Origin of the sequence: Candidatus Infernicultor aquiphilus (assembly GCF_002784285.1) — a bacterium.
GTDB classification, from domain to species: Bacteria; Atribacterota; Phoenicimicrobiia; order Phoenicimicrobiales; family Phoenicimicrobiaceae; genus Infernicultor; species Infernicultor aquiphilus.
The window spans coordinates 1-9,492 of record NZ_PFKO01000195.1 but is presented as its reverse complement, the minus strand read 5'-3'; the positions used below and the strand labels follow the sequence as shown (position 1 = coordinate 9,492).

At 34.7% G+C, this 9,492-nt stretch carries 7 protein-coding genes; all 7 read left to right on the top strand.

The genetic code is table 11. The features are described 5' to 3' along the window. Window positions 1-768, top strand: a 768-nt coding sequence (locus COZ07_RS05205) for a D-2-hydroxyacid dehydrogenase (protein ID WP_406607521.1), incomplete at its 5' end; no start/stop codon positions are given. Window positions 769-783: 15 nt separating this feature from the next. After that, on the top strand, window positions 784-2,034 hold the full coding sequence (locus COZ07_RS05200; RefSeq protein WP_406607520.1) for a DUF1015 domain-containing protein: 1,251 nt from the start codon (window positions 784-786) through the stop codon (window positions 2,032-2,034). Between the two features lie 306 nt (window positions 2,035-2,340). Next, window positions 2,341-3,045, top strand: a complete 705-nt coding sequence (locus COZ07_RS05195; protein ID WP_406607519.1) for a GAF domain-containing protein — start codon at window positions 2,341-2,343, stop codon at window positions 3,043-3,045. A gap of 361 nt (window positions 3,046-3,406) precedes the next feature. Further along, complete coding sequence (locus COZ07_RS05190) at window positions 3,407-4,708, top strand: Glu/Leu/Phe/Val family dehydrogenase (RefSeq protein WP_406607518.1); 1,302 nt, start codon at window positions 3,407-3,409, stop codon at window positions 4,706-4,708. 59 nt (window positions 4,709-4,767) lie between these two features. Next, window positions 4,768-6,225 (top strand): 2-isopropylmalate synthase, encoded by a 1,458-nt coding sequence (locus COZ07_RS05185; protein ID WP_406607517.1) that lies wholly within the window; start codon window positions 4,768-4,770, stop codon window positions 6,223-6,225. A 32-nt stretch (window positions 6,226-6,257) separates the two neighbouring features. Next, window positions 6,258-8,192, top strand: a complete 1,935-nt coding sequence (locus tag COZ07_RS05180; protein WP_406607516.1) for an aconitate hydratase — start codon at window positions 6,258-6,260, stop codon at window positions 8,190-8,192. A 20-nt stretch (window positions 8,193-8,212) separates the two neighbouring features. Further along, window positions 8,213-9,214: an isocitrate/isopropylmalate dehydrogenase family protein gene (locus COZ07_RS05175; RefSeq protein WP_406607515.1), complete on the top strand. Its 1,002-nt coding sequence runs from the start codon at window positions 8,213-8,215 to the stop codon at window positions 9,212-9,214. The last annotated feature ends 278 nt before the right edge of the window (window positions 9,215-9,492 follow it).

Sequence of the window (9,492 nt, the reverse complement as noted above, 5' to 3'; positions counted from 1 at the left end):
CGTTCTGCAACTAAAGTTAGGAAAGATATAATAGCTTCTGCCGTTGAGACCGGAAATTTAAAGCTGATTATTCGGGGTGGAGTTGGAGTGGATAATATAGATGTAACTTATGCTGAATCGAAAGGGATAAAGGTTAGAAATACTCCCAAATCGAGCAGTTTAGCAGTGGCAGAATTAGCTTTGGGTCATATGTTCTCTCTGGCTCGATTTATTGGAATTGCCAATGTTACCATGAGAGAAGGTAAATGGAACAAAAATAAATATACCGGGATAGAACTTTCCGGCAAAACTTTAGGACTTATAGGATTTGGTAGAATCGGAAGAGAATTAGCTAAAAAAGCTAAAGCATTAGAGATGAAGATTATCTATAATGATATTTTAGGCCCAACCAAAGATTGTCCTGAATATTCTTTTGTTTCTCTGGATCAACTTCTAACTGATTCTGACTTTATCTCCTTACATCTACCAGGGAATGAAGATGAATCTCCGGTGATTGGTAAACCAGAATTTTCCAAGATGAAAGACGGAGTATATCTTATTAATTGTGCCCGAGGTAGTGTGGTAGATGAGGCAGCTTTATTGGAGGCACTAAATTCCGGGAAGATTGCTGGAGCGGGGATTGATGTATTTCCCGAAGAGCCAACCAAGAATCTGGAACTGGTAAATCACGAAAGAGTTTCGGTAACTCCACATATCGGAGCTTCTACCAAAGAAGCTCAAAAAAGGATTGGAGAAGAAATCATTTCGATTATTAAAGATAATTTTTAAAGTAGAGGATGAAAAATGGCAATAATCAAACCGTTTAGAGCTTTAAGACCTATACCTGAATTAGTATCCCAAGTAGCTTCCCCGCCTTACGATGTAATGAATAGAGAAGAAGCTTACCAGAGGGCCAAGAATAATCCTTATTCCTTTCTTCATGTGAGTAAAGCTGAAATAGATCTTGATTCTACTATAAACCATTATGAGGAGAAAGTGTATGAAAAAGCTAGAGATAATTTGATTAAATTGATTGAAGAGAAGGTATATTTAAAAGAAGAAAAAGAGACTTTCTATATCTATAGGCAAATTATGGAAGGGAGAATTCAAACTGGGCTGGTAGTTTGTGCTTCTATTGATGATTATCTTAATGATATAATTAAAAAACATGAAAATACCCGAGCAGATAAAGAAGAAGATCGGGTAAAACATATTGAATATACTGATGCTAATACTGGACTCGTTTTTCTTACTTATAAAGCCAAGGAAGAAATAAATCAAATTATAAATAAATGGATTGAGGTAAAAAGTCCAGTATATGATTTTACTTCTGAGGATAGAATAACCCATACCTGTTGGATAATTGATGATAAATCAATAATTCAGCAATTAGTAAATTTATTTACCAAAATTGATTATTTCTACATCGCTGATGGGCATCATAGGGCGGCAGCAGGGGCAAAAGTGGGGCTTAAAAAAAGAGAACAATTTAAAAATTATACCGGAAAGGAAGAGTTTAATTACTTTTTGTCGGTTCTTTTCCCCCATAATGAACTTTATATTATGGAGTATAATCGGGTGGTGGCTGATTTATATGGAAATTCTCCAGAAGAATTTATTCGAAAAATTTCTGAAAAGTTTACTATAGAAAATTATAGTGATAAAAGTCCCTACCAACCAGAAGCTAAACATCTCTTCGGGATGTATTTAGGTAATTGCTGGTATAAATTTACCGTCAAACCGGGAACTTTTGACCAAGATGATGTAGTGAATAGTCTTGATGTATCGATACTGCAAAATAATCTTCTTGCCCCGATTTTGGGAGTACAAGATCCACGAACAGATGAGAGAATTGAATTTGTAGGCGGAATTAGAGGTTTAGAAGAGCTGGAAAGAAGAGTTGATAGGGGGATGAAAGTGGCTTTTTCTTTATATCCCAGCTCCATAGAAGAATTGATGGAAATTGCTGATGCAGGGAAATTAATGCCTCCCAAATCGACCTGGTTCGAACCTAAACTTCGTAGCGGTATCTTTATCCATAAGTTATCAGAATAAAAAATATTTCCAAAATAGTATTTGACAAAACAATTTGTATATGTTAATATTTTTTAAAATTAAATATATGAATACAGAAGTGTATCTAGGGTTCCGTCTAATTAATGGTTAGAGTCTGGACCAAGCGATGCAAAGTATCCAAGCTGATATGGATATTACACTTTTAGGATAAAAGCCTGAGAGATAGGTTCTGTTGATATTACTAACATTACCTATTTTTCAGGTTTTTTTATAAATAAATATTTAACACTTTAAATACTTGAAGAATGGTAAAGATATTGATTTTAATGAACAATAGAGAGAATTATGACTAATATAGATTATGAAGACTATTTAAAAACATTAAATAAAATAAGTAGAGCTATAACTTCTGATCTTTATCTTGAGGATATATTAAAACTTATTGTAACTTTAACTGCCAATGTAATGAAAGCAAAAGTTTGTAATGTATGGTTAATAGATGAAAAAAAACAAGAATTTAATATTAAAGCTACTCAATCAATGCACCAAGAATATCTTAAAAAAAGAACCATAAAATTAAATGAAGGCATAGTAGGATTAGTAGCTAGAGAGAAAAAACCAAAAATAATTTTTGATGTATTAAAAGATGAACAATACAAAGAAAAAAATCTGGCTATAAAAGAAGGCTTAGTCTCTATGGCTAGTATTCCTATGATAGTAAAAAATGAAGTTATTGGCGTTCTTAATGTTTATACCAATAAATATTATGAATTTACTACATCTGAGATTACTCTTTTAAGCACCATTGCCAATCAAGCAGCGGTAGCTATTGAAAAAACTGAACTAATAGTTAAAACTAAAATAATTCAGGAAGAATTAGAAACCAGAAAAAAGGTAGAAAAAGCAAAAGGTATATTGATGAAGGAGAAAGATATAAGCGAAGAGGAAGCATTTTCTTTGATAAGAAAATCTAGTATGGATAAACGAATCTCCATGAAGGAGATTGCCGAGGCCATAATACTTTCTGATGAAATTCGGCAAATAAAATGAATTAATATATTACACACCTAACCTAAATCAACTATTACTAATTACTAAGTTTTTAGGAGATATGATTTTTAATTATTATTTTTACAAATAAAAAAATAGAAAATAGATAAATAATTTAAATTTCTACAAGGGAGTAGAATAAACGGCAAAGAAGCTCAACTATTTAAACAAGGCCAAAGAAGCCCTTTTTGACAGCGTATGTCTTAGAAGGGCTTCTTCTTTTTTAGATTAGGCCTTTTCATTGAGGCAAATAAAGAGAAAATGGGAGGTGTTATTGTTTATTCTATATCTTAATATTAAATGTTAAATATAAAAAATATTTATGGTAATTAAAAAACTTAATTTAGGAGGAAAATTAACGATGACAAGTCAAATAGACACTTTGAAAATGATGCCAATACAATTGGAAAAAGATACTAATCAAGCAAGTGCTTTTGAAGTAGCACAGATACAATTAGAAAAAGCTGTTAAAAAAATGAATTTAGATCCTAATATATTAGCTCAACTTAAAGAACCAGAAAAAGTCCTAATAGTTTCTATTCCAGTAAAGATGGATAATGGAACCGTAAAAGTATTTACCGGTTATCGAGCACAATATAATTCTGCTCGAGGCCCACTAAAAGGAGGAGTAAGGTATCATCCCGATGTGACTTTAGATGAAGTAAAAGCCCTCTCTGCCTGGATGACCTGGAAGTGTGCTGTTGCGGGAATTCCTTATGGTGGAGCCAAGGGAGGAGTAATTTGTAGTCCAAAAGAAATGTCAGAGGGGGAGCTAGAAAGACTTTCCCGAAGATATATCTATGAAATTTCATCTATTATCGGTCCTAAAAAAGATATTCCTGCACCCGATGTTTATACTACCCCCAAGATTATGGGTTGGTATATAGATACATATAATAAACTTACTGGAGGAGCAAGTTTTTCCACTATAACTGGGAAGCCTTTAGAATTATGGGGTTCAGAGGGTAGGGGAGAAGCTACCGCCCGTGGTTTATCTTATACGGTAGAAGTAGCTGCAAAAAAGCTAAGTATTAATCCTTTAGAGGCTACAGCAGTAATTCAAGGGTATGGGAATGCCGGTTCAATCTCTGCTAAATTACTTCATGAACAAGGATATAAAATTATCGCGGTCAGTGATTCTAAAGGTGGGATTTATAATCCTCAAGGGATCGATATTTTAGGGGTTTCAGATTATAAAACTAAAACCGGTTCAGTAAAAGGTTTTCCGAAGGCAGAATTTATCTCCCATAAAGATTTATTAGAACTAGAATGCGATGTTTTAGTACCGGCAGCCTTAGAAAGGGTAATAACTGAGAAGAATGCAAATAATATAAAAGCAAAAATAATAGCTGAAGCTGCAAATGGGCCTACTACTCCAGAGGCAGATGAAATATTGTTTCAGAAAGGAATTTTCATAATTCCTGATATTTTAGCTAATGCTGGTGGTGTTATTGTATCTTACTTTGAATGGGTGCAAGGTCTTTATGGCTATTTCTGGAGTGAGGAAAAAGTGAATTCAAGATTAAAAAAGCTAATCTTAAAGGCATTTAATGAAGTCTCAAGAATTGCTGAGAAAGAAAAAACAGATAATCGGACTGCAGCATATATATATGCTGTATCACAGGTAGCGAAGGCAATGAAAGTGCGAGGAATCTGGCCTTAAATTTTTAGATTAATCTATTTATTAAGTAAAGTCTAATCAGATTAAAGGAGAGTGAGCAGATGGCAAAAGTAGAATTTAGTAAGCGAACCAATCTTATAGAACAGGCAGTTTATAAATTTAATCTTCAGGATATACCCGAATCTAATCTTTATCGGGAGATATTTCCATACAAAGAGATACCCAAAGTAACCTTTAACCATAGACATGTTCCGATGTTTGTTCCTGAGGAGATCTGGATTACGGATACTACTTTTAGGGATGGTCAGCAATCCAGATCTCCCTATAAAGTAGATCAGATAGTAAGAATTTACGATTATTTACATGAACTCGATAATGATTCTGGGCTTATAAGACAGACAGAATTTTTTATTTATTCCCAAGGCGATAGAGAAGCCGTGGGAAAATGCCTGAGTAGAGAATATCTGTACCCTGAAGTAACCACTTGGATAAGGGCAAAGAAAGAGGATTTTAAATTAGTCAAGGAGATGGGCATAAAAGAAACAGGTATATTAGTCCCTTGTTCTGATTATCATATATTTAAAAAACTTCACCTTACTCGGAAACAGGCAGTAGAATTATATATTTCTATTGTAAAATTAGCTCTGGAAAATGGAATAATTCCCCGGTGTCATTTTGAAGATATTACTCGGGCTGATTTTTATGGTTTTGTGGTTCCTTTTGCCAATGAGCTTATGAAACTTTCTCGAGAGGCGAAGATTCCTATTAAAATTAGGGCTTGTGATACTTTAGGTTTAGGTGTTTCTTATCCGGGGGCAGCTTTACCTCGATGTGTGCAAGGCATTATATATGGACTTAGACATTATGCTGAGGTGCCCTCAGAATGGCTCGAGTGGCATGGGCATAATGATTTTTATAAAGTGGTAACTAATTCCACTACCGCCTGGCTTTATGGTGCCTCTTCTGTGAATACTTCTCTTTTGGGAATAGGTGAAAGAACTGGGAATTGTCCTCTGGAAGCAATGGTTATTGAGTATGTTCAACTTAGAGGGACGATAAGAAATATGAAATTGGAGGTCATAACTGAGATAGCTAATTATTACGAAAAAGAGCTCAAATATCGAATTCCATCTCAAACTCCTTTTGTGGGGAAAAATTTTAATAGAACCAGAGCGGGAATTCATGCGGATGGAATATTAAAGGATGAAGAAATTTATAATATATTTGATACAGAAAAAATATTGAATAAACCCGTATTAGTAACAGTTGGCTCGCATTCAGGGCTAGCTGGGATTGCTTTTTGGATAAACAAATATTTTAAATTAGAGGGAGAAAGAAAAATAAGTAAAAAAGATCCTAGGGTTTTAAAGATAAAAGAATGCATTGACCAAGAATATGCAACCGGTAGGGTAACTAGTTTTAGTGATGAAGAACTAAAATCTTTTACCAGAATGCATATACCAGAATTATTTGAAGAGTTGAAAATAAAAAGTAATGAAAACGGGTCGGATAAATCCGACTCCTACATAATTAAAAGCAATAGTTTATTAGAAAAATAGCTTTGAATTTTGAATTAAGGAGGTTTTAAAGGTTGCCTTTAACGATTACGCAAAAGATAATAAAAAGTCATTTAATCAAGGGGAAGATGGTTTTTGGAGAAGAAATAATAATAAGTATTGACCAGACGCTTACTCAAGATTCCACTGGAACAATGGTTTATCTTGAATTTGAAGCGTTAGGTATGGATAGGGTAAAGACAGAAAGGTCAGTAGCATATATTGATCATAATATATTACAAACTGGACCTGAAAATGCTGATGATCATTTATATATTCAAACTATAGCTAAAAAGTACGGAATATTTTTTTCCAAACCAGGTAACGGTATATGCCATCAAGTTCATTTGGAAAGATTTACCATCCCAGGGCAAACCCTCTTAGGATCAGATAGCCATACTCCTACAGCTGGGGCGGTAGGGATGTTAGCAATAGGAGCTGGGGGAATGGATGTTGCGATAGCAATGGGCACTGGAGAGTATTATATCACCATGCCTGAAGTGGTGAAGGTAAATCTTAAGGGGAAATTACCTCCCTGGGTTTCAGCAAAAGATATCATATTAGAAATTCTAAAAAGGTTAACTGTCAAGGGGGGTGTTGGTAAGGTATTTGAATATGTTGGTGAGGGCATAAAAGATTTATCTGTTCCTCAAAGGGCAACGATTACTAATATGGGAACCGAATTAGGAGCATTAAGTTCTATATTCCCCAGTGATGAGGTAACCTTGGAGTTTTTAAAAGCACAACAAAGAGAGAATGATTTTTTAGCAATAAACGCTGACTATGAAGCAATCTATGATGAAGAGATAGAGATAGACCTTTCTCAATTAGAACCCTTAGTAGCCTGTCCTCATAGTCCAGATAAAGTAGTGACGGTATCTTCTTTAAAAGGGCTTAAGGTTGATCAGATAGTTATAGGTAGCTGTACAAATTCCTCATATATTGATTTGATGAAAGTAGCAAAGATACTGGAAGGGAAAACTATTGCTGAAAATGTTTCTTTAGTGATAGCACCAGGATCGAGACAAGTATTAAGTATGCTGGCTAAAGAAGGGGCGTTGGTTTCTTTAATTGCAGCAGGAGCAAGAATTCTGGAATGTGCTTGTGGACCCTGTATAGGTATGGGGCAATCTCCATCAACAAATAGTGTATCTTTGCGAACTTTTAATCGAAATTTTGAAGGGAGATCTGGTACCCCTTCAGCAAAAGTTTATTTGGTTAGTCCTGAAGTTGCCGCAGCTTCAGCTATTACTGGTTATCTTACTGATCCAAGGGAGTTAGGGGCACCTATTATAATTGAAGAACCAAAAATGTTTTTGATAAATGATAATCTAATAATACCATCTCTTAAAAATTGTAGCGGAGTAGAAGTAATCAAAGGACCAAATATAAAACCATTTCCCAAAGGTCATCCTTTAGGTAAAGAGGTTCAAGGAAAAGTTTTAATCAAAGTAGGGGATAATATCACCACAGATCATATTATGCCATCAAATGCAAAACTTCTTCCTTATAGGTCAAATATACCCTATCTTTCTGATTATTGTTTGACCCCTTGCGATAAAGATTTTCCGAAGAAGGCAAGGGAAAACAGAGGTGGTTTTATAATTGGAGGTATAAACTACGGACAAGGATCAAGTAGGGAACATGCAGCTCTTATCCCTTTATATTTAGGGGTAAAGGCAGTTTTAGCAAAATCATTTGCTAGAATACATCAAGCAAATCTTATAAATAACGGAATAATTACCTTGATATTCGAAAATCCAGAGGATTATGATAATGTTGAAGAAATGGATGAACTTTTAATAGAGAATGCCTTTCTACAGCTTAAAAAAGGCGTAGTTAAGGTAAAAAATATGACCAATGGCAAGGAATATAAGATGATTTTAAAAATTACACCAAGACAGAAAGAGATAATAGTTCAAGGAGGCATTTTAAATTTAGTAAAATCAAAAGGAAGTATAAAAAAATAATTAGTTAGGAGGAAATAAAATTGGCTTATAATATTACCTTAATTCCGGGAGATGGAATTGGGCCGGAGGTTATCAAGGCGGCTCGAATAGTTTTAGAAGCAAGCGGCGTGAAAATTAATTGGGAAATTGTGGAAGCTGGTGAAGAAGTTATTCAAAAATTTGGTACACCTCTTCCTAATTATGTGATTGATAGCATTAAAAAAAATAAAGTAGCCCTAAAAGGACCCATAACTACTCCTATAGGTACCGGCTTTAGAAGTGTTAATGTAGAATTAAGACAGACATTAGACTTATATGCAAATGTTAGACCAGTAAAATCATATAAAGGTGTACCCTCTCGATATTCGGATATTGATTTAGTGATAGTTAGAGAAAATACAGAGGACTTATACGCCGGGATAGAGCATAAGATAGGAGAAGATGCTGCCGAAAGTATAAAGATTATAACCAGGAAAGCCAGCGAGAGAATAGCCAGATTTGCTTTTAAATTGGCTAAGAGGGAAGAAAGAAAAAAAGTTACCGTGGTACATAAGGCAAATATAATGAAATATACCGATGGGCTTTTTTTAGAGTGCGTTAGGAAGGTATCTCAAGAGTATCCAGAGATAGTTTTTGAGGAAATGATAGTAGATGCAATGAGTATGAAATTAGTTCAGGTACCCAATAACTATGATGTCTTAGTTATGCCCAATCTTTATGGAGACATACTTTCTGACTTAGCTGCAGGGCTGGTTGGTGGTCTTGGAGTGGTACCAGGGGCTAATATAGGAGACAAAGAGGCAATATTTGAACCAGTACATGGGTCTGCACCAAAAGCATTAGAAGCAAATACGGCTAATCCAACAGCAGCAATTCTTTCCGGTGTGATGATGTTAAAGTATTTGGGGGAAAGTAAGGCAGCAGATAGAGTAGAAAAAGCGGTAGTAAAAGTATTAGAGGAAGGAAAATATTTAACTCGCGATCTCGGTGGTAACAACGGGACAGTAGAATATGCTAAAGCGGTTATAGATGCTATGGAATAAATATGACCGAATAGATTTATACAATAATGAGTCCCCTCTAAAAACCTCATCAAGCAAGTGGACAACATTTTATTTTAAAATTGGGCAATTGGCAGAATTTAACCATAAAAAAGATGAAACGAAAAATATTGCGCAATTTCTTGACCAATTTGAAACAAGTTTTTAAAAAACAGATGGTTTTCGGTCTTCATTAGTCCCAATAAACCGCATAAACTCGGATTTACCGTCAGATAGCGGTGGATTCTCCCAAAGTTTATCGATATTCCCATACTGCAGGC